This is a genomic window from Paenibacillus sp. TC-CSREp1 (genome assembly GCF_050171015.1).
Lineage (GTDB): Bacteria > Bacillota > Bacilli > Paenibacillales > Paenibacillaceae > Paenibacillus > Paenibacillus silvae.
The window spans coordinates 264539-287719 of sequence record NZ_JBNOKM010000011.1; the positions used below are offsets into that span (position 1 = coordinate 264539).

At 49.7% G+C, this 23181-nt stretch carries 15 protein-coding genes; 10 read left to right on the top strand and 5 right to left on the bottom strand.

Annotation, left to right across the window (positions count from 1 at the left end):
• The first annotated feature begins 26 nt into the window (after nt 1-26).
• Complete coding sequence (locus ACQSGY_RS18775; protein ID WP_427179773.1) at nt 27-2345, top strand: helicase C-terminal domain-containing protein; 2319 nt, start codon at nt 27-29, stop codon at nt 2343-2345.
• A gap of 217 nt (nt 2346-2562) precedes the next feature.
• Nucleotides 2563-4050: an alpha-amylase gene (locus tag ACQSGY_RS18780; RefSeq protein ID WP_145404594.1), complete on the top strand. Its 1488-nt coding sequence runs from the start codon at nt 2563-2565 to the stop codon at nt 4048-4050.
• A 555-nt stretch (nt 4051-4605) separates the two neighbouring features.
• Here ACQSGY_RS18780 and ACQSGY_RS18785 read toward each other — a convergent pair.
• Nucleotides 4606-5358 (bottom strand): MBL fold metallo-hydrolase, encoded by a 753-nt coding sequence (locus ACQSGY_RS18785; RefSeq protein ID WP_427179775.1) that lies wholly within the window; start codon nt 5356-5358, stop codon nt 4606-4608.
• A gap of 249 nt (nt 5359-5607) precedes the next feature.
• Between ACQSGY_RS18785 and uxaC the strand changes: the two genes are divergently transcribed.
• The 4 genes from uxaC to ACQSGY_RS18805 all read left to right on the top strand — a co-directional run bounded on the left by uxaC (nt 5608) and on the right by ACQSGY_RS18805 (nt 11586).
• A complete protein-coding gene (gene uxaC / locus ACQSGY_RS18790) occupies nt 5608-7047 on the top strand; it encodes a glucuronate isomerase (protein ID WP_427179777.1) in 1440 nt (479 codons plus the stop codon).
• Between the two features lie 350 nt (nt 7048-7397).
• Nucleotides 7398-7982, top strand: coding sequence for a MarR family winged helix-turn-helix transcriptional regulator (locus ACQSGY_RS18795; protein ID WP_427179779.1), 585 nt, complete (start codon nt 7398-7400; stop codon nt 7980-7982).
• Nucleotides 7979-9706 carry an ABC transporter ATP-binding protein gene (locus ACQSGY_RS18800; protein ID WP_427179781.1) on the top strand — a complete coding sequence of 576 codons (1728 nt, stop codon included), beginning with the start codon at nt 7979-7981 and terminating at the stop codon, nt 9704-9706. The genes ACQSGY_RS18795 and ACQSGY_RS18800 overlap by 4 nt, the downstream gene beginning before the upstream one ends.
• Nucleotides 9703-11586, top strand: coding sequence for an ABC transporter ATP-binding protein (locus tag ACQSGY_RS18805; protein WP_427179783.1), 1884 nt, complete (start codon nt 9703-9705; stop codon nt 11584-11586). The genes ACQSGY_RS18800 and ACQSGY_RS18805 overlap by 4 nt, the downstream gene beginning before the upstream one ends.
• Nucleotides 11587-11833: 247 nt before the next feature.
• Here the strand turns inward: ACQSGY_RS18805 and ACQSGY_RS18810 are convergent, their stop codons facing one another.
• Nucleotides 11834-12403 (bottom strand): hypothetical protein, encoded by a 570-nt coding sequence (locus ACQSGY_RS18810; RefSeq protein ID WP_427179785.1) that lies wholly within the window; start codon nt 12401-12403, stop codon nt 11834-11836.
• 323 nt (nt 12404-12726) lie between these two features.
• On the opposite strand from ACQSGY_RS18810, the gene ACQSGY_RS18815 reads away from it, so the two are divergent.
• Entirely contained in the window at nt 12727-13623 is an 897-nt protein-coding gene (locus ACQSGY_RS18815) for a diacylglycerol/lipid kinase family protein (protein WP_427179787.1), read from the top strand.
• Between the two features lie 52 nt (nt 13624-13675).
• Here ACQSGY_RS18815 and ACQSGY_RS18820 read toward each other — a convergent pair whose 3' ends face one another.
• Nucleotides 13676-14263 (bottom strand): GNAT family N-acetyltransferase, encoded by a 588-nt coding sequence (locus tag ACQSGY_RS18820; protein ID WP_427179788.1) that lies wholly within the window; start codon nt 14261-14263, stop codon nt 13676-13678.
• Nucleotides 14264-14448: 185 nt separating this feature from the next.
• Between ACQSGY_RS18820 and ACQSGY_RS18825 the strand changes: the two genes are divergently transcribed.
• On the top strand, nt 14449-15903 hold the full coding sequence (locus tag ACQSGY_RS18825) for a PLP-dependent aminotransferase family protein (RefSeq protein WP_427179790.1): 1455 nt from the start codon (nt 14449-14451) through the stop codon (nt 15901-15903).
• Between the two features lie 78 nt (nt 15904-15981).
• On the opposite strand, the gene ACQSGY_RS18830 is transcribed toward ACQSGY_RS18825, so the two are convergent.
• Nucleotides 15982-16626 carry a TetR/AcrR family transcriptional regulator gene (locus ACQSGY_RS18830; RefSeq protein WP_427179792.1) on the bottom strand — a complete coding sequence of 215 codons (645 nt, stop codon included), beginning with the start codon at nt 16624-16626 and terminating at the stop codon, nt 15982-15984.
• Between the two features lie 203 nt (nt 16627-16829).
• On the opposite strand from ACQSGY_RS18830, the gene ACQSGY_RS18835 reads away from it, so the two are divergent.
• Nucleotides 16830-19061: an MMPL family transporter gene (locus ACQSGY_RS18835; RefSeq protein WP_427179794.1), complete on the top strand. Its 2232-nt coding sequence runs from the start codon at nt 16830-16832 to the stop codon at nt 19059-19061.
• Nucleotides 19062-19324: 263 nt separating this feature from the next.
• Nucleotides 19325-20278, top strand: coding sequence for a nucleoside hydrolase (locus ACQSGY_RS18840; RefSeq protein WP_110895788.1), 954 nt, complete (start codon nt 19325-19327; stop codon nt 20276-20278).
• A gap of 203 nt (nt 20279-20481) precedes the next feature.
• Here ACQSGY_RS18840 and ACQSGY_RS18845 read toward each other — a convergent pair whose 3' ends face one another.
• Nucleotides 20482-22158 (bottom strand): methyl-accepting chemotaxis protein, encoded by a 1677-nt coding sequence (locus ACQSGY_RS18845; protein ID WP_427179824.1) that lies wholly within the window; start codon nt 22156-22158, stop codon nt 20482-20484.
• Between the last annotated feature and the right edge of the window lie 1023 nt (nt 22159-23181).

A 23181-nucleotide genomic window follows, 5' to 3' on the forward strand; every position in this document is an offset into this window, starting at 1 on the left:
AGACTACAAGCAGAACGGGTGATCGTATGACAACAACAATTCGCATATCGGTTAGACCGCTGGTGGAGTACGTGTACCGCAGTGGCAGTATACGTCCGGGGTTCCGCACCAATGCTTCAATGCAGGAGGGAACGCGGATTCACCAGCGGGTGCAGAAGGCATATGCCGAAGAGGATTTGAAAGAAATTGTGCTGGAAGCCGAGCTTCGGCATGGGGAGCTGACTTATGTCATCGAAGGACGGTGTGACGGTCTGATTCGGCTGGAAGGTCAGCTGACGGTAGATGAGATCAAGTCAACGGCTGGCAATCTGGACGAGCTGGATGGCGGGCTTGAGGTACACTGGGCGCAGGCGATGATGTATGCGTATATGTATGCTGTTCAGCACGATGAGCCGCGCATGCAGGTGCAGCTGACATATGTGCATTCGGTGACGGGCGAAGAGCGGCGGTTTCGACGTATGGCCGAGCGGCAGGAGCTGGAGCAGTTTGCTGCAGAGGTGATTGCCGGATATGCACCATATGCGGAGATGATTGCCGCTTACGAAGCGGAGCGGGACGTTAGTGTGCGCGAGCTGCCGTTTCCTTTTCGCAAATACCGGGAGGGACAGCGCAAGCTGGCAGGGGCAGTGTACAAAACGATTCGTGAAGGCCAGGGACTCATGGCAAAGGCACCCACAGGCATCGGCAAAACGATGTCCGTGCTTTTCCCTACGGTGAAAGCCATCGGTGAAGGTGAGGCGAGCCGACTGTTCTACCTGACTGCGAGAACGACAACGAGAGTGGCGGCTGAGGAAGCCTTTGCCCGGATGCAGGCAGAGGGGTTGAAAATGCATGTCATCAGCCTGACGGCGAAGGACAAAATTTGCTTCAAAGACGAGGAAGCCTGTGATACTGGCCAGTGCGGCATGTGTGAAGGGTATTATGACCGGATTAACGGCGCTGTGCTGGACATGCTGGAGCATGAGACCTTGATGACACGGCCCGTTATTGAGCAGTATGCACGTAAACATCGGGTGTGCCCGTTTGAGTTTTCACTGGATGCGGCTTATGCGGCGGATGCGGTAATCTGCGATTATAACTACATTTTCGATCCGCGTATATCGCTCAAACGTATGCTGGAGGAACAGAAGCGCAAGACCGTTCTGCTGGTGGATGAGGCGCATAATCTGGTGGACCGCGGGCGAATGATGTTCTCTGCAGAGTTGGAAAAGGCTGTTTTTCTCGATGTTAAAAGAGAATTTCAGACGCTGGGCAGCCATGTGCCTGCCGCCAAAGCGATTGTGGATTATACGGGAGCGATTGACAAGTATCTGATCACACTTCGCAAGAACGGCGGGGAAGAAGGCAAGATCATTCAGCAGGAGGCGCCGGAGGAGCTCATTGAACGGCTGGAACCGTTTATTCTGGTGGCCGAGCAATGTCTGGTTGAAGGTGGATCGGGCAATGCCGAGATGGATCAGCTGCTGCTGGATGCCTATTTTACGGCGCAAAATTTTGTGCGCATTGCCAAGCTGTATGACGAGCGTTTCATTACGTATGCAGAGTGTGTGCGAAGCGAGGTACGGGTGAAGCTGTTCTGTCTGGACCCGTCCCAGCAGCTGCGTCAGACGGCCAAGGGCTTCCGATCAACCATTCATTTCTCGGCCACTTTATCACCGCTTCGTTATTACCGGGATATGCTGGGGGCAGAGGAGGAGGATTACACGCTGCAGATTCCATCCCCGTTCAGCAGGGAACAGCTGGATGTGCGGCTAATGCCGCTGTCTGTGCGTTACAAGGACCGGGAGCGCACCAAACGTCCGATTGCCGAAATGTTACAGCAGCTTGTTTCGGAATGGCCGCACAGCAATTTACTGGTGTTTTTCCCTTCCTACCCGTATATGCGTGAGGTTTATGAAGCATATGCACAGCTTCCAGGTGCAAGTGATGCGGATACGGTCATGCAGGAGCAGGGTATGAATGAGCAGGAGCGTGAGCAGTTTTTGGCGGCGTTTCAGCCGCACCCCGAGCGTACACGTCTTGTTTTTGCTGTTATGGGCGGTGTATTCTCGGAGGGTGTCGATCTGCCGGGAGACCGTCTGAACGGTGTTGTCGTTGTCGGTGCGGGACTGCCGCAGATCGGTCTGGAGAACAACGTGCTGCGGGATTATTTTGACAAGTCGGGACGCAACGGCTTTAACTACGCTTATGTGTTTCCGGGCATGAACAAGGTGCTTCAGGCTGGAGGCAGACTTATCCGAACCGAAGAGGACAAGGGTGTGCTGGTGCTGGTCGATGACCGGTTTACACAGGAGCCTTATCGTTCTTTGCTTCCTGAAGAATGGCTGGATTATAAGCGAATTTGACGTTGTTGAATGATAAGGGAGATAGCATTTGCTCACCAATTTTGCTGATTTTTCATATTTGATGAAATAATTTTGTGAATTTTCTCAATATTCTTTCATTTTCATGATTGAAACATGGGGTAAACGGGTTATAACTTGGTTAGCACGAACGAACAACGGCGATCCCCTATCCGTTTCGCGGTCCGCTTCGAATGCAAATCAAGGAGGTCGGTTTGTCATGAAGAAAAATCATACCATGATGCAGTTTTTTGAATGGCATTTGGCAGCAGACGGCAATCATTGGAAGCGACTGGCTGAGATGGCCCCGGAACTGAAAGCAAAAGGCATAGACTCGGTATGGGTACCCCCTGTCACCAAAGCCGTGTCGGCAGACGATACCGGTTATGGTGTGTATGATCTGTACGATCTGGGCGAATTTGATCAAAAGGGTACGGTACGCACCAAGTATGGCACCAAGCAGGAGCTGGTGGAGGCCATTGCCGAGTGTCAGAAGAGCGGTATTGCCGTTTATGTGGATTTGGTCATGAATCACAAGGCTGGGGCAGATGAGAAGGAAGTATTCAAGGTAATTGAGGTTGATCCTCATGACCGGACGAAGGAGATTTCCGAACCGTTTGAGATTGAAGGCTGGACCAAATTCACTTTTCCCGGACGCGGCGACCAGTATTCCTCCTTCAAATGGACATCCGAGCACTTCAACGGTACTGATTTTGATGCCAAAGAAGAACGAACGGGTGTGTTCCGCATCGCCGGTGAGAATAAAATGTGGAATGAAAATGTCGATGATGAGTTTGGAAACTATGACTATTTGATGTTTGCCAATATAGATTACAATCACCCGGATGTGCGGCGTGAGATGATCGAGTGGGGCAAATGGCTGATCGATACGCTGCAGTGCGGCGGTTTCCGACTGGATGCGATCAAACATATCAACCATGAGTTTATCAAGGAATTTGCTGCGGAGATGATCCGCAAACGCGGGCAGGATTTCTACATCGTAGGAGAGTTCTGGAACTCGAACCTGGATGCGTGTCGTACGTTTCTGGACACCGTGGACTACCAGATTGACCTGTTTGACGTATCGCTTCACTATAAATTTCATGAGGCTTCCCTGGCGGGGCGTGATTTCGATCTTACCAAAATATTTGAGGATACCCTCGTTCAGACACATCCGACTCATGCAGTAACATTCGTGGACAACCATGATTCACAGCCGCATGAGGCGCTGGAATCCTGGGTTGGCGATTGGTTCAAGCCGAGTGCATATGCGCTGACGCTGCTGCGTCGCGATGGATACCCGGTTGTCTTTTATGGGGATTATTACGGCATTGGCGGACCAGAACCGGTGGAGGGCAAAAAAGAGATTTTGGACATTCTGTTGTCAGCACGCTGCAACAAGGCTTACGGAGAGCAGGAGGATTACTTCGATCATGCCAACACGATCGGCTGGGTGCGCCGGGGCGTAGAAGAGATTGAAGGCTCGGGCTGTGCCGTTGTGATCTCCAATGGAGATGATGGTGAGAAGAGAATGTTTGTCGGAGAGCATCGGGCCGGGGAAGTGTGGGTTGATCTGACGCATAGCTGCGAAAATGAAATTACGATTGAGGCCGATGGCTGGGCTACCTTCCACGTATGTGGCGGAGGTGTCTCCGTCTGGGCGCTGCCAGAGCAGCATGACGATTGTGGCACCAGTGCGGGTAATTAGTGCTGATTTTTAAAGATGGAACCACCTGAAGCTGAATAGTCTCCTCATTCGCGCAATGTTTTTTGACGTGAGGATGCTGTTCGTACAGACGCGCTGCCGCGTGCTGATTCAGGTGGTTTGTTTTTTTAACGCTTTGATGTAGCTTTCTTGCAGGAAGCTTTCAGGCTTATTCTAGTTCCGAATGATTAGTTCAACTTATAGCTTGTAATTCTATAGCTTGAAAAAATCTACTATTCTAACGATCTCAGGAGAGCTTATTTGCCCCTGTACAGCGATGCTGAAGATGTAACGATTCGCAGGAGCCTTATTTTGCAAAAATTCGGTCAAAACCGCCTCATTTATCCCATTTTCACCTAAATAGCGTTTCTGGGAATCGTTAGAATATTAAACCTTCAAATATATGCCGAATAAGGTTTGTGGAAATCGTTAGCGCAGAGAGAAGATGGACGGATAGAAGCTTACCATCTATTCATTAACCGCCATCTCCACCTATTTTCACGCGCTTCTAGCCAAGGGCTCGCAGCAAACTCTCGGGTTACTTCTACTTTCTACTTCCTACTCCACCAGTTCAAAGGACTCCAGTGTGCCAGCCAGGCGCAGATCATCAGGGTGTGCGCGGTTGAAGGCGGCACGTTTCTCCGCATCGGCAAATTCATCATGGTAGTGCATCAGCACCGTTTTCTGCCTTACTTCAGCGGGGAGCTGTTCCAGATCCTTCAGAGAAGTATGGGATTTGATGACCAGATCATGCATATGACATTCATGGAATATGAGCTGTACATCTGGCGCAATCTGCTCCACCCGCTCACGATCGAGAGTGCTGTCTGCACTATAGTAAAAATAAGGCTTCGCCATCAGCCCGTTGCTGATCATGCCAGGAACATGCTGCGTGCGAAATGTCTCGAATGTTACCCCTCCCAGCTCAAAGCTTCCTCCATCTGGCAGTGGCACAACATCATAATAATCGCTCATCGTGCGCTCTCCGTCTGTTGTATATCGCATGCCTGGAGACAGGATGCTCCACAGCGGTTCGACCAGTTCCTCATGAATGAACAGGCGTGGTTTGCGATCTCCTACAATCTGTGCATAATAACCAAGCATCTGTACGCCGTTAATATGATCCTCATGCAGATGAGTGATAAACACATTATGAACGCCAGTCATGGCAAATCCATATTCCTTGAGTGCTTTGGCATTGGATTCGGGGAAATCGATCACCAGATGAGTGTCTCCGAATTCGGCAAGCATACTGTTGTGGTGCTGCTCTACGCTGAACATGTCCCCTGTGCCAAGAAAAGTGAGCTTCATCTATTTCATCTCCTTATCAACCAGATCGAAGACCATATATAGTTCAATGTGGTACATGGTGTGGTGATCTTCATATCGGTATCATTTGCGTTAAAATCAGTATACCGTGTTCCTCGGCATATGCCTAAATCAACCTTTTTTGAGAACGCTATCATTTTATATTGAACTTTGCGGGCAAACGGTGTAGCGTAAAGATGGGAAGTGAACTTATATGAACGTAAACTCACCTAAAGGGAGCGTGCAAGGCGAATGAAATCTTTTCTGGATGAACAGTTCTTGCTTCACAATGAAACGGCAGTCAGGCTATATGAGGAATATGCCAAAGACATGCCGATTATGGATTATCACTGCCACCTCAGTCCTCAGGAAATTTACGAAAACAAAACATTTGGCAATCTGACGGAGGCCTGGCTATACGGCGACCATTACAAATGGCGTCTGATGCGAGCTAACGGGATTGAAGAAAAATATGTAACAGGCGGCGAAGGTGTGACGGATTATGATCGCTTCCTCGCTTATGCCAAAACGGTGCCAATGATGATCGGCAACCCGCTGTATGCCTGGTCTCATCTGGAATTACAGCGTTATTTCGATGTTCACGATATCTTAAATGAGACAAGCGCTCCCGCGATCTGGGAAAAGGTAAATGCGAAGCTGACCGGTGAAGGCTTTGGAGCGCGTGATCTGATCACCAAATCCAATGTCACGGTTGTATGCACCACCGATGATCCAACGGATTCACTGGAGTATCACCTGAAGATTCAGAAGATTGAAGATTTTGATACCGCAGTCCTGCCGTCATTCCGCCCGGATAAAGGTCTGGAATTGAACCGGGACACCTTTATCGAATGGGTAGCGAAGCTTTCACAGGTAGCAGGCACTGAGATTACAGACTATGACTCGTTCCTGGCAGCGCTGGAATCCCGTGTCGAATTTTTCCACTCCGTCGGCGGGCGTGTATCTGACCATGCACTGGATTATGTACCGTACGCAACAGCCACTCGCGAGGAAGCAGCCGCAGCTTTTGCCAAAGCACTTGCCGGAGAAAAGGTTTCCCGAGTGGAAGAGGACGGGTACAAAACCGTTACGCTGACATTCCTGGGCAAGCTCTACGCAGAGCGCGGATGGGTGATGCAGTTCCACATCAATGCAGCACGTAACAACAATACCAAAATGTTTAAACAGCTCGGCCCTGACACGGGGTATGATTCTGTAAATGATACACCGTTATCCGCGGCGGTCATCGGCTTGCTTGATACGCTGGAGCAGCAGGATGCTTTGCCGAAAACGATCCTCTACTCTCTCAACCCAAGGGATAATGAAGTGCTGGCAGCAATCATTGGCAGCTTCCAGGGCGGGGGTACTCCGGGCAAAATTCAGCTCGGTGCAGCATGGTGGTTCAATGATACGAAGGATGGCATGCTCGCTCAGATGAAAGCACTGGCGAATGTAGGGCTGCTCAGCCGTTTTGTCGGCATGTTAACCGATTCCAGAAGCTTCCTCTCATATACGAGACATGAATACTTCCGCCGCTTGCTCTGTAATCTGATTGGTGAATGGGCAGAACAAGGTGAAGCACCGCAGGATATGGAGCTGCTTGGCCAGATTGTACAGGGAATCGCATATAACAATGCGAAGGCCTATTTCCCGTTTAATGCTGTGCCGGAGAAGGTCTCTGTCTCCAAATAACATCGTGTTCCATTGATCTGTATGACATGTCATTCGTTCTAAAATCCATATGGTAATGAAAAGGCTCTCGATTTCCTCTGCGTGGTACAACCAGGTGGAGGGAATTGAGGGCTTTTTGATCTGCCTGAACTGGTCTGAACCGGCATAAACAAGCCCTTGGAAAATGGATGCATTTGTCATGCATGAAATGATTGACATAACCATAAGCTGAACATATACTTAGTATACCTAATTAATTGATTGACTATTAAATTGGATAGCTATTAAATAAGTGACCTATTTAATAGACAGACTATGATTATTCTGACGGACGTTCTGTTCCGGCAAGAACTGAAAAGGAGGAAGATGTGATGACAAGCATAGATCCGGTGGCCCAGAAGCTTTTATACTCCATCATGCAGTTTAACAAAGGCAAATGGAGACAGCATAAGCCGCACGGGCGCAACCATAATGAGATTATGGTGCTCGCCTGTCTGCTTCATGGCTCACATCCGGGTGAGCGTTTGGATTGGCGTGATAATCCGCCAGATTTCGAGAGCCACTTGAATCAGGAGCATCCGGGGCTGAAAGTCTCGGAAATCAGCGCATTGCTGCGCGTGAAATCTCCAACCATTACCCCGGTTATCCGCGGTCTGGAGGATGAAGGTCTGGTGGAGCGCACAATGGACCCGGAGGATCGGCGGGCTGTACGGATTACGATTACAGACGCGGGCCGTGCCATCATTCGGGCTGCACATGACGAACGTATGGCAACCTTCAATCGACTGGTGGAGCATCTGGGCGAAGAGGACAGCTTGCAGTTGGCTGAACTGCTCAGCAAGGTGTACACCTTCTTTGATACACAGGTTACCCATTCGAGTGAAGCGGATGAACATGCAAGCAAAGCATCCAAACAAGGAAATGATTCATCTGAACAAGGAGATGATACACCATGATGAAACTGTTTCGCATGCTCAAGCCATATCGAACCCCGATTATTTTCATTCTGGGCCTTATCTTTCTGCAAACGATGGCTGAGCTGTATTTGCCTACCTTAATGGCAGATATCGTGAATTTCGGTATCGTCAAGGGCGATGTGCCTTACATCTGGAAAATTGGCGGTTTCATGCTGCTGATCGCTATTGGCGGAACGACATGTTCTATTATTGCGAGTTATCTGTCCTCACGCACAGCGGGCGGATTTGCCAAGCAGCTGCGCAGCAGAGTGTTCCGGCATGTGGAGAATTTCTCTCTGCAGGAGTTCGACAAGCTGGGCACGGCTTCTCTGATTACTCGCACAACCAACGATATTACACAGGTACAGAATGTATTAACGATGATGCTGCGCATGATGATTATGGCTCCCATGATGTGTATCGGGGGGATCTTCATGGCGGTATCTCAGGATGCGAAGCTGTCCACCATCTTCCTGGTCGTCCTGCCTGTACTTGCGGGAGCAATCGCAATAATCGGTTCCAAAGGCTTTCCGTTGTTCAAGCAAATTCAGAAAAAGCTGGACCGGCTTAACCTGGTGCTGCGTGAGCAGCTGACAGGTATTCGGGTTGTGCGTTCTTTTAATCGGGGCGAGCATGAACGTGTTCGTTTCAATGAGGCCAATACCGAACTTAGAGATGCATCGATCAAGGTCAACGTCCTCATGGCTACGGTTATGCCTGTAATGATGCTGGTTATGAACTTTTCCATGATTGCCATCTTGTACTTTGGTGGTTTGCGGCTTGACAGTGGTCATATGAACATTGGTGCTCTGATTGCCTTTGTGCAATATGCGATGCAGATCATGTTCTCTCTGATTATGGTGTCCATGATCTTTGTCATGATTCCAAGAGCGTCAGCTTCGGCGGAACGTATTAATGAAGTGCTGGATATGCAGCCAGACCTGTCCGATCCTGTACAGCCTTCCACCATGAAGTCCATGCAGGGAACCATTGAGTTCGATCATGTCACTTTCCGTTACCCGGGTGCAGAGAATGCGGCGCTGTCCGATATTTCCTTCACGGCTCGTTCGGGTGAAACGACAGCTATTATTGGTGGTACGGGTTCAGGTAAAACCACCTTGCTAAGTCTCATTCCGCGTTTCTATGATGTAACGGAAGGCACGGTGCGTGTCAATGGAACGGATGTACGCGAGCTTCGGCAGGAGGAGCTGCGATCCAAGATCGGGTTCGTACCGCAAAAGGCTGTCCTGTTCACAGGCACAATTGCAGAGAACATTCGACATGGCAAAGATGATGCGAGTATGGATGAAGTCATTCATGCAGCACGCACAGCTCAGGCCGAGAACTTCATCTCCGAGATGAAGGACGGGTATAACAGCTTGATTGCACAAGGCGGAAATAACGTGTCTGGTGGACAAAAGCAACGTTTGTCCATTGCACGAGCACTTGTCCGTCGTCCAGACATTTATATTTTTGATGACAGCTTCTCGGCTCTGGATTTCAAAACTGATGCCAAACTTCGAGCTGCGCTCAAGTCGGAAACGACAGAAGCTGCTGTACTGATCGTAGCCCAGCGGGTAAGCACGGTAATGGATGCAGACCGTATCCTTGTGATGGATGAAGGCCGAATTGTCGGTTCAGGAACACATAAAGAGCTGCTGGAGAACAATGAAGTGTATCGCGAGATTGTATCCTCCCAGCTGACTGAGGAGGAGATCGCATGAGTGAACGCACAGCAGAACGCAAAGCGCCAAGTGCTCCGCGCGGACCGGGTCATCCCGGCGGTGGTATGGGCATGCGCCCTCCTGCCGAGAAGGCTAAGGATTTCAAAGGCACACTGCGCCGCCTGGTTCAGTATCTCCGGCCGCACAGTTCTCGTCTGATCGGAGTCTTGATTGCTGCCATTTTAAGTACAGTATTCGGCATTATTAGCCCGAAAGTTATGGCTGAGGGTACAGATATTCTTGCTAAAGGCGCTATTGCAATTATGCAGGGTGTGCAGGGAGCCGGGATTGATTTTCCAGCATTGATGAGAGTGTTGTACCTGCTGCTTGGATTGTACCTGTTTAGTGCTGCTTTCGCGTATGTTCAGCAATACCTGATGGCTGGTGTGGCTCAGCGAGTCGTTTATGATATGCGTGAGCAGATCAGTGCCAAGGTAGGACGTTTGCCGCTGAAATATTTTGACTCCCGTACACACGGGGAGACGCTAAGCCGGGCAACAAATGACGTCGATAATATCAGCAACACGCTGCAGCAAAGTTTGGCTCAGTTTATTACGTCCGTGGTGACCATTGTTGGTGTCATCATTATGATGCTGACCATCAGTCCGTGGATGACGCTGATTACACTTCTGACGCTGCCGCTTAGTGTCATTGTGGTTATGCTGGTAGCTTCCCGTTCCCAGAAGCATTTTGCGGGACAGCAGAAATCACTTGGTGAACTGAACGGTCATGTAGAAGAGATGTATACCGGCCACAAGGTTGTCAAAGCCTTTGGACGTGAGGAGCAGTCCGTTCAGCAGTTCGAGAAGGTGAATGAAGAGCTGTATGCATCCGGATGGAAAGCGCAGTTTATTTCCGGGATTATTATGCCTTTGATGAACTTTGTCGGAAACCTGGGGTATGTGCTGATCTGTGTAGTCGGCGGGATTTTTGTTACAAGGGGCTCCATCTCCATCGGGGACATTCTGGCCTTTACACAATATTCGCGTCAGTTTACTCAGCCGATCAACCAGATTGCCAACATCTCCAACATTATTCAGTCGACCATTGCTTCCGCAGAGCGGGTGTTCGAACTGTTGGATGAAGAAGAGGAAGTTCCAGAATCGAAACAACCTTCAACGCTGCGTCACCCGGCAGGAGCTGTCTCTTTTGAAGGTGTGGATTTTGGTTACAAAGAAAATGAATTGCTCATTCAGAACATGAATATCCATGTGAATCCAGGGCAGACCGTAGCCATTGTCGGGCCAACCGGGGCCGGGAAAACAACGCTGATCAATCTGCTGATGCGTTTCTATGAGCTCCAGAACGGACGAATTACGATTGATGGGATCGACATCAAAGAGATGTCTCGTGGCAGCTTGCGCAGTCTGTTCGGAATGGTGCTGCAGGATACATGGCTGTTTAACGGTACAATTCGCGACAACATTGCCTATGGACGGGAAGGTGCAACCGAAGAGGACGTGGTCAAGGCTGCTGTCGCTGCCCATGCAGACCATTTCATTCGCACGCTGCCTGACGGATACGATACGGTGCTGAATGAAGAGGCATCGAACATCTCTCAAGGCCAGAAGCAGCTTCTGACGATTGCGAGAGCGATTCTGGCGAATCCGTCCATCCTTATTCTGGATGAGGCAACCAGCAGTGTGGATACCCGGACCGAGGTGTTCATCCAGAAAGCGATGAATGAACTGATGAAGGACCGTACAAGTTTTGTTATTGCTCACCGTTTATCCACCATCCGGGGTGCTGATCTGATTCTGGTCATGGATCATGGTAACGTAATTGAACAAGGTAACCATGAGCAACTGATGGCGAAGCAGGGCTTCTATGCCGACCTGTACAACAGTCAGTTTTCGGAGCAGCAGCCGCAGGCAATCTAGAATGCTCGGGACGTGTAACAGATTGAGAACATGACGGCTTTTGGAAAAATAGAACCTGCACCATGGGTGCCACAGCGCACCACAAGTGTAAGGAACCTCAAAACAAAGGGACGAGGCAGTTATTTCTGCTGCCTCGTCCCTTTTGTTTTTTACCGCTGCGCGCTCACTTGTTTCCTGCCGTAAATAAGTTTGAAGCTCACACAAAGTGAACCTCAGTCGTTGCATGGATGATCGCCATATAGCAGCTTTAAGGTTTTACATTTGCGTTTGTGTCCAGCTTTTCCTCATCTTCAGAATTCTGGCGACTGCCTTCCTCCAATGATACGGGTACAGGTTCACCTGGCAGCCCCTCACGCTGTTCAATCATCCGTTTGACCACTTCGAAACAGTCGTCAATGTGCTTGTTGCCCACATAACGCATGGCGGTGAAGCTGAGTGCTGCAGCGAGGCCTTGTCCTGCAAACGGTACAAACTTGGCGACGGATTTGGTCGCTACGCGCACCCCTACCCGCTTGAGCACTTGAACAACCAGCTCCTTCGTGACCATACGTCCGATGACCTTACTTCCAATCGACATCACGAATCCGTATATCATGGACTTGGTTTCAGGGTCCATTCCGTCGAGCTGCTTTTGCGATAATCCAAATTTATCATTGATGGCAGGCAACAGCTGCATCAGCATCCCGACATCAGCCAGTACATCTGTACCGGGAAGGGGAACTAGGGTAGACCCGGCTGAAGCGGCAGCTCTTTTGCGAACCATCGTACGGCATTCCTTGCGCACCTGCTCTAATTGTTCCAATGTTTGTGGAATCATAGGGAATTCCTCCATTCGTATAATGTACATATAACCAATTGAAGGTGAATTGAATGGGTTGCTCCCGCGAAGTTCAAGTCTGTATTCTTATAGGTTGCGGAGTAACCTTTTTTCTCATGCATACATCAAATGATAATAGCATACAGCTATCTGGTACTACGCATGGAGAACCCAAAGGATGCATAATCCTTCTTTGTCTCCTGTTCCTCTATTTTTTAGAGCTTGTGCATGTACTGTACATCATTTTCTGAGCTTTGGATTTGTTTAAGATTTTAACCTTTTTGGGTAAATGGAGACAAGCATCGGAATGGAGGCAGAGGGGCATGGAATGGAATAAAGCCTTGTTAATTCATCATCAGCATGCCGGGAAAGCGAGTCGGGAGAATACTGTAGGTCTGGCAGCGGGGGTGCTTGCTCCAGCTGTGCACGAAATGGTTGTCGTGCGGACGGATGAGCCTGGTGAGGGAGAGCAGCTGTGCCGGGAACGCGGAGAAGAGTTCGATGTGGTATTCATTCTGGGCGGTGATGGTACGGTGCATGAGTGTGTAAACGGGCTGGCATCCCTCCAGCAATCTCCACCAATTGGTGTATTGCCGGGCGGAACATGTAATGATTTTGCACGATCACTCGGCATTTCGCCAGACGTGGAGACAGCAGCTCAGGAGCTTCTGTCAGGACGGATGATCACGGTTGATGTGGGAAAAGCGAATGACCGGGTGTTCACGAACTTTTTCGGAATCGGGCTGATTAGTGAGACATCACAAAATATTAACGAGAATCTAAAGGGCGCGCTGGGGAAAGTCAGCTACTTTATCAGTACGCTGCAAACCATCAGCCGCTCGGAGCCATTTCATTATGAACTAGAGGTGGACGGAGAACGTGCCGAAGGCGAGGCTGTGATGATCTACGCAGCCAATGGCCGTTTTCTGGGCACCAATGCACTGCCTTTTGCAGCGGATGCTTTACAGGACGGCCAGCTCGATGTGCTCATTATTCATGAGACAGGCATTCCGCTGCTGCGTGAGGTGCTTTCACATAAACCTGAGGGGGCATGGCAGCCCCGTAACGAGAGCATTTCCTATTTCAAGGCGTCTACGCTAACAATAAAAACGGATGCACCGATGCCCGCCGATACGGATGGCGAATTGTACATGCAAACACCCGCCGAGCTGTCTGTGCTTGCGGGTCATCTGCGTTTCCTTACCGGAACGGGGGAATGACCTCCCCTGTTTTTTGCTGAAACGCTGTTCAAGGTATTGTTCACAACCCGAACTATAGAAGGGCATTCGCTTTCAGATGTCTCTGCCTGAACTCGTCTTCAAGCATGCTCATCAGAATCGCATCGTGATACTCATGATTGTAATACAATACGTCCCGCTTCACGCCTTCCCGCTGAAATCCCAATTTCTCATATGTGCGAATGGCGCGCTCGTTAAAAGCAAAGACTTCCAGTTCGATCCGGTGCAGATTGGCGATACCGAATCCATAATCAAGCATCAGCAGCATCGCTTCACTACCGTAGCCTTTGCCTTGATGGACTGGTTGATCAATGGCAATGCGGATATGAGCACTGCGGTTTTTATCATGGATATCCATCAGTACAACTTCACCGATAATTTCGTGTGTTGAATGTAATGCAATGAGCAGCATCAGTCTGGAATCATCCTGGGCTGCACTTTCTACATAACGTTCAACCTGGGCACGGGTAAAGCTGCCTTGGGTTCCTGTGAGTCTGCGCATCTCGGTATCAAACAGACTTGGGTAGTATGCATCGACATCGGTTAACTCAAATGGGCGCAGGTAAATACGCTCGGTTTGCATTAATTTGGCGGTACGATTCGTAGGTGTAGGATGTGACATATGTCTTCCTCCTGTCATATTTTCAAGCAAGCACAAGCGATGTGTGATGCACCATGAGCATGGCATGTTGTTTCGTTTGTATGCTGTTCTGTTATACTGCTGCTGACCAAAGTATATCCCAATCCTGTATACTTCCAAATATACAGATTTCACAAAATGAACAGGACAGATGGAGTGAGGCAGATATGATACAGTTACCCAAGCTGGATGAGCACAACAGCAGACCTGTTTTTGTTCAGCTTTCGGATCATATGAAACAGGAGATATTGTGCGGGGCACTGGCAGCACACAGCCGCCTGCCTTCCGTTCGTAAATGGGCTGAATTGTTGGGCATAAGCACTACGCCTGTAGAGTGGGCGTACCAGCAGTTAATTGCGGAAGGGTACGTCTACAGCGAGCCGCGCAAAGGTTATCGTGTGCGTGCTGTGGCTGAAGGTTATCACGATATATTACTGGGTAAATCATCAGTGCCGGACAACGCCCCAGCCGTGTCAACGGATATGCAGCGGTTACGTCCTGTGAGCCATGTTCACTATGATTTTCATATGTCGCACAATGATTTCACGCTGTTTCCTTATGCGAAATGGCAGCAGTACGCCAATCGAGTATGGCGTGAAGAGTCCCGCAGCCTGTTATTCTACGGAGACCCGCAGGGCGAATGGGGATTGCGTTCGGAGATAGCAGACTATCTGGGGCAGTTCCGGGGAGTGAGATGCACACCAGAACAGGTTGTCATCGGTGCGGAACAGCATCTGCTAATGTCACTGCTCACACAGACGATGCTCCAGAAGGGTGGACAGCGCTCCATCGCTGTGGAGAACCCCGGTTATCGCTTGTTACCCGGAACATTTCGGAATTATGGATATGAGGTAATTCCGATCTCATTGGACAGCGAAGGTATCAACCTTGATGAGCTGACTGGAGCAGACGTGTCGGTGGCTGGTGTATCACCGTCACATCAGTTTCCTATGGGAGTGACGATGCCGATCAGTCGCAGACTGGCTTTGCTGGACTGGGCGGAACGTGCTGGAGCATATTTGATCGAGGATGATTATGACGGGGAATTCAGATATTCCGGCCGTCCCATTCCTTCGATGCAGGGATTGCGAGAGAACACGCCAGTCATCTATATGGGGGGATTCTCTCAGGTGCTTGCACCTGCCTTTTGCGTACACTATATGGTCTTACCGAAAGAACTCCTGCCTTATTTTGCACAGGTATATAGAACGATTCTATTCGAACAGTCGGCTTCACGTCACCATCAGCGGACTCTGGAATTGTTCATGCGGGAGGGGGAGCTTGGTAAGCATATCCGTAAAATGCGTCATTTATATAAGCGGAAGCGTGACTTAATCGTACAGGCCATTCAGCAGCATTTTGGAGATCAGCCTGGAATGCAGATTCAGGGTGAACATGCCGGATTTCATCTGATACTGCGGTTAATAAATGAACTCCCGGCAAAGGACATGGTGAATATAGCTCTTGATGCGGGTATACGGGTGGCTTCAACAGAATATCTGTGGGCAAACGACAGCACCCCTGCTGATGGCAAACGGGAGCTTATGATTGGCTTTGCTGGCATCGAACCAGAGAACATTGAGCCAGGCATTGCCGCGTTGGCCCGAATATGGAGGGCATAAAGCGCGGCAAGTATGGTCCAGATGCAGTCCAGATGTTCACACAAAAGGGGAAAAGCTATACCGCCGCTGCCCGTCTATTTAATTTTGGCTTGGTTGGTTAACCACGCCGTTCAGAAAGAGTCCCACTAACTCTTGCGCGAGCTCTGCGATGGTTTCATGCATGCTGCGTACATCCTCGCGGTTAGCCAGCATCAGCAGGGACGTAAAAGCTTGAGCGAGCAGCAAAGCATTGCTCTGACGCAGATAACCGCTATCCATCTCCCGCTGAAAATGTGTGGCGAGTACATCGAAAATGCGATTTTCTGCTTCACGGATTTGGGCAAGCTGCTCGGGATTCAGATACGCATCGGCTTCACGCATCATTGTTTCCGTATCGACATGTGAATGCTGCATCTTGGCTACTGCCACGCTGACGAGTCGCTCGTGCAGCGTGCCTGGTTCCCCTAAACGCAGTGCCGTTTGCTCCATTCCCATCGCCATCATACGGGTAATTGCTACAGTGAACAGCTCAGGCTTGCTGGAAAAATGATAATAGATCGATGCTTTGGTAACGTTGCATAACGAAGCAATCTGCTGAAGAGAAACGGCTTCATACCCGTATTCCATAAACAGCCGGGATGCTGTCAATAATATGCTGGAGTACGCAGACGTCTGGTCTGTTCCCGCTTTGGGTCTGCCTGGAGCACGCGTCGTGCTTGTATCTTTTGCTGGTTTTTTGCTCATGAACACCGACCTCTTTTTTGGATGAAATAAGCTACATCATAATATACATAAAATTAGGGATTGCAAAATTAACCTTCCGGTATATATAATTAACTCAATTATAGTATGACCCATGGTTCATTTCTATACTATGACATGAATTCAGGGCTATTTTAATCAAATGCCTGCTTGACATTAAACAAAACTAGGGAGATGAATAGACCATGCAGGAAGGTTCAGGTTATGGCCGCTTTGTAGCGGGCAAACGAAGTAAATGGGTTACACTGCTCGTATGGATTATCATTGCGGTTGTGCTTGGTATGGTGTGGCCAGCAGTAGGTGACCGCGAGACGAACAATGCACAGGATCTGAGTGATTCGAAACCATCCGTTCAGGCCGCTGCACTGGCGAAAAAAGAATTCCCTGGCGGTGAGGGCCTACCAGCACTTATCGTCTGGCGTAACCCTGCGGGCCTTACTGATGATCAGATACAACAGATTCAGGCTTTAAGCGAACGGCTGGACCAGGACCCGGTGGAGCAGCAGCAGTCTGTCGTGCCACTGTATCAGCTTCCTCCGCAAGCGCTCAAGGGGCAGCTCTCGGAGGACGGCAGCACCATCGTTATGCCGCTGTTCTTCAATAAGAATGCCGATTCCGAACAGCTGAAGGCAGGCATCGAAGGGCTGGAGGAAAAGACAAAAGCCATCTTCGGCATGAATCCGTTTGATACAGCTATCGATAATGAAAGCAAGCTGATTGCCCGTGTTACGGGGCCAGTCGGCATCTCCATTGATGCAAGTGGATTGTTCTCCTCTGCGGATGTGTCTTTGCTGATTGCAACCGTCGTGCTTGTGCTTGTCCTGCTGCTCTTGATCTATCGCTCACCGGTACTGGCGATTGTCCCGATCATTGCGGTTGGCTTCGCTTATATGGTCACCAGTCCGATTCTCGGATTCATGGCCGATCAGGGCTGGATTACGGTCGATGCACAGTCCATCTCGATTATGACCGTATTGCTCTTCGGAGCCGGAACAGATTACTGTCTGTTCATGATCTCCAGATACCGTCAAATTCTGTACCATGAGCCGGACAAAAAGAAAGCTATTTTCCAGGCAATCACCGGTTCATCCGGCGCGATTGCCATGAGTGGATTTACGGTTGTTGCCGCTCTGCTGGTGCTGCTGCTGGCTGAGTATGGGGCATATCATCGTTTTGCCGTACCGTTCAGTTTGTCCATCTTCATTATGTTTATCGCGAGTTTAACACTCGTTCCGGCATTGCTTGCGATCTTTGGACGGGGTTCGTTCTATCCATTTGTTCCACGTACACACGAGATGCAAGTAGAACGGGCGAAGAAAAAAGGTAAACCGGCACCAGCCCCACGCAAAGTCCGTGAAAGCTGGATCGGACGGATTGTTACAACCAAACCGTGGACGGTGCTGGCGATTACCATTGTGCTGCTCGGTGGACTGGCTTCTTTTTCAACCCAAGTGAAATTTACGTACGACTTGTTATCTTCCTTCCCGGAAAATGTACCTTCCCGCGAAGGCTTCAAGGTTATTGGTGAGCAGTTCTCCCAAGGCGAGCTGGCCCCGGTCAAAGTGATCGTGGATGCTGGCGGCAAAGAGACTGAGCTGAAAGATCGTCTTGAATCACTCGATTATATTAGCAAGGTAAGCGATGCGCAGCAGGGTGCGGTGAATGCCAATATTACGGCGTATGATGTGGAATTTAATCTGAATCCGTACTCGATGGAAGCAATGCAGCATATTCCCGATCTGCGTGCTACAGCAGAAGGGGCATTGAAGGATGCTGGAGTAACGAATGCAGCAAATCAGGTCTGGATTGATGGGCAGACCGCTGAGCAATATGACATTGAAGTTGCGGGCGAGCGGGATGCCAAAATCATTATCCCGGTGGTCATCGGTCTGATCACCTTGCTGCTGCTGCTCTACCTGCGTTCCATTGTAGCTACCGCATACCTGATTGCGACCGTTGTACTTTCGTATTTTTCCGCACTCGGTCTGGGCTGGATTATCATCTACTACGGGCTCGGCGCAGAGGCAATTCAGGGTGCAATACCGCTGTACTCCTTCGTCTTCCTTGTGGCACTGGGCGAGGATTATAACATCTTTATGATCTCAAGCATCTGGCAGAAGCGCAAAACGATGCCGCTTCGTCAGGCGATCAGGGAAGGTGTTGGCGAGACGGGCTCGGTGATTACCTCGGCGGGTCTGATTCTGGCCGGTACATTCGCCGTGCTGGCGACCTTGCCGATTCAGGTGCTGGTACAGTTCGGCATTATTACTGCCGTAGGTGTGCTGCTGGATACGTTCCTGGTTCGTCCGTTTATGGTGCCAGCAATTACAGCGCTGCTGGGCAAATGGGCTTTCTGGCCAGGCAAGTATATGCCGGTTGCAGAGCAGCAAGAAAAGAAACAAACCCGATCCATGTAATACAGGAGAGGGGCAGATGGACGGTGGGGCTTCATGCCCGTGGTCCATCTTTTTTTTCCAGTGGAAGAGGCTTGGGAATGGATGTTTGAGATGGAATGGATAAGCTGGTAAAAAATGCGCAGAAACGCCGTGGTGACGGTATTCTTTGGGAGCGGAAGGTTTACTCGACCGGGGGTTATAGGACATAATAGAGGAAGCGTCGGCTACGGGCAGACGGACAAGTTCACATCAATGGGGTAACCAGAGGAAGGATGAAAGCAAGCATGACGAACAAACTGAATGTGTATTTCAATCATGACGGCGGTGTGGATGATCTCGTATCGCTGTTTATGCTTTTGCAGATGGACAATGTACATGTAACCGGTGTATCGGTCATTCCGGCAGACGGGTATTTGGAGCCGGCGACGGATGCGAGCCGTAAAATTATCGACCGTTTCGGAACGTATTCCGTTGAAGTATCCAAATCCAATTCCAGAGGCAAAAACCCGTTCCCACCAGCGTGGAGACTGCACTCGTTCTATGTAGATGCACTGCCTGTTCTGAATGAATCGGGCAAAATGGAAGCGCCGCTATCGGCTATTCCGGCACATCAGCATCTGATCGAGAAAGTTCGCAATACGGAAGGCAAAACACTGCTGTTGTTCACCGGCCCGCTGACGGATCTCGCACGTGCGCTGGACGAAGCACCAGACATCGAAGAGAAAATCGACAAGCTGGTATGGATGGGCGGTACGTTCGAGCGTGGTAACGTCGAAGAACCGGAACATGACGGTACAGCTGAATGGAACGTATTCTGGGACCCGGAAGCGGCATATCGCGTGTGGCAGAGCGGCATCCAGATTGATCTGGTTGCCCTGGAGAGCACGAACAAAGTACCTCTTACACCAGCTGTTCGTAACCGCTGGGCAGCAGAGCGTCGCTTCGAAGGTGTAGATTTCCTGGGGAACTGTTATGCAGGTTGTCCGCCACTCGTGTACAGTGAAACCAACTCCACGTATTATCTGTGGGATGTGCTGACAACGGCTTCCGTAGGTCGCGAGGACATCGTGAAGAAAAAAACCGTGAACTGCATCGTTATTCCAGATGGGCCAAGCCAAGGCCGCACGGTGGAGCAGGCAGACGGTCGTCCGGTGCAATTGGTCTATGATACTGACCCGGAAGCGTTCTTCACTTATATGACGGATTTGGGCAAAAAAGCTGCTCCGCAGCGCTACTAATGATCGGCAGCCGCAGAGCTGGCCTTGTATCATGACGAGCCATTATGAGTTGCAGATATTGATGGCAAAAAGACCTATCTACCATACGTAATCAACGAACGATACGCATTGTATAAAGGCAAAAAGTTAATAAAGCCGCAGGCAGTGTTCCAGTGATCGGGTAAATCCCGATGGGTTGGAACGCTGCCGTGCGGCTTTTTGTTCTAGATTTTAAAGCGGCTGATCAGTCCATTCAGCTCACTGGATAACACGCGCAGTGACTCGGCGGAGGCGCTGATCTCATCCATGGATTGCAGCTGCGTTTCGGCCGCCTGGGACACCTGCTGAATGCTGGATGAGGATTCCCGCGAGATATGCTCCATGTTTTCAATGGAGGCGGACACTTCTTCAGAGCTTGCTGAGAGTTGCTCGGACGCAGCAGATACCTCATGCAGGCGCTCGTTGATGGTCTCAATTCCGCTATGGATAGAGGAGAACGACTGACCGGCCTCCTGAACGACCGTCATGCCGGATTGCACCGCTGTTGTGCTTGCTGACATATGCTCAGCCAGTGCGGAGGTCAGACGGGTCATCTCGGCGATCAGTTCAGAGACATGCTGTGAGGATTGCTCGGATTCCCCCGCAAGCTTGCGCACCTCGGAGGCGACGACAGCAAAACCATTGCCATGCTCACCCGCCCGTGCCGCTTCAATGCTTGCATTAAGGGCAAGTAAATTCGTCTGGGATGCAATGTTTTGCATCAGCTGTGCCACCGATTCAATCTTACTGGAGTACTCGGCGAGCTCGGTAGTGGATGCTGCCATCTGTACATTAGCCTGATGAATAACGTCCATACTGCTGATCGCGGTGTCCAGCTTGGCCTGTCCTTGGATGGCATTATTCGTGGTCTGTTGTGACACGTCAGCCACTTGGGAAGACGAATGAGCGATATGCTGCATGCTGCGCGTAATCTCCTCCATGGCAACAGTGACCTCTCCAGCGCGAACAACCTGCTCGGAAGCCCCGTGTGCGGTATGATTGGTGTGTTCCGCAATGCGCTGGCTGGCTTCGGCTGTGGACTGTGAATACTGCGATACCCCTTCTGCGGCTTGAAGCAGGGAGTCCGAGCTTTGGCGAATACCTGTCATGACTTGCCGGGTATCTGTGACCAGATGTTTGAACTCGGAGGCAAGCTGGCCAATTTCGTCTTTGCGTGCCAGATCTACGTTGACGGTCAGATCTCCTTTGCCCACTTCGGTAATGAGCTTTTTTAGCTTCACCAATGGACGGGTCAGATAACGAGCAAAGATGTAAACCAGCAATACACCGAGCAGCACAATCACTAGCGCCGTCCAGATCATTGTAATGCGGTTGCGTGACATTAGCTCATAGACGGCTGTAGAATCGAGATCCGCACCGACCACGCCTAACATCTGTCCGTTCGCTCCATGGATGGGCACATAAGCTGTAATTGTTGCTCCATAATCCTCATCCCGTGTAAGCTCTCCACGTACCGAGGTATCCTGTGCAAAGGCTTGAAGCATGCCTGCATAATGCGTTTCCTCAAGTGTGCCATATGGCGAGAAATCATCCTCGGCCACATCTGGCGCGGCCCCGTCCACTACGTAATAATAGGACGCCTTTCCATTTTCCTCACGTGTCCCGAGGGTGTATAAATACTTGAGCCCATTGGCCTCACGCAGCTGACTGAGCTGCTTACGCAGCGTATCGTAATACGTCGTTTTGTCCTGCCCGGTGCTGAGCGGGGTGTACAGCGAAATGTCAATTAAAGCTGCTGCCCGTTCAGCCACCGCCTGGGCCTGCATCCCCATCGACTGTTCTACTAATTGTGCGGATGATCGATACATGGTAACACCCAGAATTGCACCTGCGGCTAACATCAAACATGAAAAAAATAAAAAAATGCGCATAAACAAGCTGTTCATCGTACGAATAGTTCCCCCTTGTATATGTAACTGTATCCTGTAACTAAGTTGAGAAATGGAACGCCTTTGCTAAATGTGCTTCAATGGGCTCTACCTGCTCAAATGAACGTCATGGCTTCGGGCGTATCGGACACTTCAGTGCTCATAATGGAAAGTAAAGTAATGGCTTCATATGGTTTATGTGTTCAATATGGCTTCGTGCTCAATGAGTGTTATTGGGATTAAGTACATCAGGTGTGCTTCGAGTGCTTTATATGCGCTCAAATGAACGTCAAATGCAACAGGTACTTCGAGTGCTTCATATGTGCTCAAATGCACGTCAAGTACTCTATCTACTCAAGTGGATGTCATGTGCTTCAAGCGTATCGGACACTTCATTAGTCAATGTGTATCGTACTCCAAGTGACGGATGTGCTTATTGCTCCATATCCTTTACGAGCTAATTGCGCTTTATGATCTCCAAGTGTTTCGTATGCTTTAGTGCTCAATGAATGTCAAGTGCATCAAGTGATTATGTGATGGATGTAATTTCGTGCTCTAAGTGCTTCGTGTGCTTTTGTACACAGTACCTTTATGTGCAACATTGTGTGCACCATGTACTCCTTAAGATGTGTTTGCATTTTAACGATTGCCTTACGTTTTGCCCAGACATATGCACGTTTCTTTTATGTATATATTCCTATTTATTTTATCGGCATAGGATGAACAAAGGATTATAGGGTGAGCGAGTGGGCGCTACAGTTTTGGAGTGATCTTCAATTATTCTAACGATCCCAGATGAGCTTATTTGGGCGATATGGGTGCTTCAGGAATTGTAACGATTCCCAGGAACCTTATTTCCCTAAAAACAATGATTAATATCCATTTTACCATGATTCTTCCCCAAATAAGCTTTCCTGAGACACTAGTCATGCGTTAAACCTGACATGAATAATCAGCAAAAAAAAGTGAATTTAGACTTCCAAACCATAAAAAAAT